Origin of the sequence: Nocardia sp. NPDC051981 (genome assembly GCF_040680715.1) — a bacterium.
Lineage (GTDB): Bacteria > Actinomycetota > Actinomycetes > Mycobacteriales > Mycobacteriaceae > Nocardia.
The window spans coordinates 1-1,349 of the sequence record NZ_JBFAXK010000075.1 but is presented as its reverse complement, the minus strand read 5'-3'; the positions used below and the strand labels follow the sequence as shown (position 1 = coordinate 1,349).

Here is a 1,349-nt window from a genome sequence, read left to right as displayed (position 1 = left end):
TGGATCGCCCCGGGTTTGAGGGAGACCGTTGGATCTGGAGAGGATCAACGGTATGGCTGGGAATCGGAGATATCCGCAGGAGCTGCGGGAACGCGCTGTAGCACTGGTGTTGCAGTACGAGCGTGAGCAGGGCGAGGCGAGGGGCGCGATGGCTCGTGTCGCGCGTGATCTGGGTGTTCACAAGGAAGCGTTGCGGCACTGGGTGAAACAGGCGAAGGCGACGCGAGCAGCGGCCGGCGAGGCTGCGTCGGTGCCGGTTCCGGAGTCGTCGGAGGCCAAGGACGCCCGGATCCGGGAATTGGAGGCGCGTAACCGGGAATTGGAGCGGGCGAATCAGATTCTCAAGGCGGCATCGGCTTTTTTCGCCCGGGAGATGGACCCGCCACCGCCGAAGTGGTGAGGTTCGTCGACGAGTATCGGGAGCGGTTCTCGGTGACCGATATCTGTCATGTGCTGGAGTTTCGGCAGCAAACGTATTTCGCGGCGAAGAAACGGGAGCGGGAGCCGTCGGAGCGGGCGGTGCGTGATGCCGAGATTCTCGCGGAGATTCACCGTTTACGAGCTGCTGATCGGGGTCGCCGACGGGATTACGGTGCCCGGAAGATGTGGCGGGAATTGCTTCGTGCGGGCGTGCAGGTGGGGCGGGGCCGGGTGGAGCGGTTGATGCGCGCTCATGGTCTCGCGGGCCTGGTGCCGATACGGCGCAAGCCGCGCACGACGGTGCCCGGGAACGAAGACAGGCGGCCGAAAGACTTGGTGGACAGGGACTTTCGGGCACCGGCACCGAACCAGCTGTGGGTCGCGGACATAACGTATGTGGAGCTGGCCGAGCGCGGCTTCTGCTATGTGGCGTTCGTGACCGATGTGTTCTCGCGGGCGATCGTGGGCTGGCAGGTATCGGATTCACTGAAAACCGAACTGGCGCTGGATGCGTTGGAGATGGCGTTGTGGAACCGGCGGGATCGGTTGAGCAAGGCATTGATTCATCACGGTGATCGCGGTGTGCAATACACGGCGCTGCGTTACGGTGAGCGTCTCGCCGAGGCGGGTATCGCGCAATCTGTTGGCAGTACCGGTGATTCGTACGATAACGCCCTTTCGGAATCGGTGAATTCGCTGTTCAAGAAGGAATTGATCGGCAAGTACGTGTGGTCGGATGTGAGTGAAGTGAATCGCGAGACGGCGGAATGGGTTTCGTGGTATAACAACGAGCGGTTGCATTCATGGTGTGGTTATCGTCCACCGGCGGAGTTCGAGCGGGTCTTCTGGGAAGGCCGCGGTCAGCAACTGACGGCAGCATGAAGCACAAGAATCGGTAGTTCGGTCTCATCCAAAGCCGGGGCGGTCCA

2 protein-coding genes are annotated in these 1,349 nt (G+C 62.0%); both read left to right on the top strand.

Going from position 1 to position 1,349, the window contains the following annotated elements:
* Positions 1–52: 52 nt before the first annotated feature.
* A complete protein-coding gene (locus AB0L60_RS42450; protein WP_364626659.1) occupies positions 53–400 on the top strand; it encodes a transposase in 348 nt (115 codons plus the stop codon).
* Positions 397–1,302 (top strand): IS3 family transposase, encoded by a 906-nt coding sequence (locus tag AB0L60_RS42445; RefSeq protein WP_364626656.1) that lies wholly within the window; start codon positions 397–399, stop codon positions 1,300–1,302. Before AB0L60_RS42450 ends, AB0L60_RS42445 begins: the two co-directional genes overlap by 4 nt.
* The last annotated feature ends 47 nt before the right edge of the window (positions 1,303–1,349 follow it).

What these genes read in the sequence shown, in the direction of transcription:
- AB0L60_RS42450 (WP_364626659.1), top strand. Translation starts at nt 53, where the DNA reads ATGGCTGGGAATCGGAGATATCCGCAGGAGCTGCGGGAACGCGCTGTA.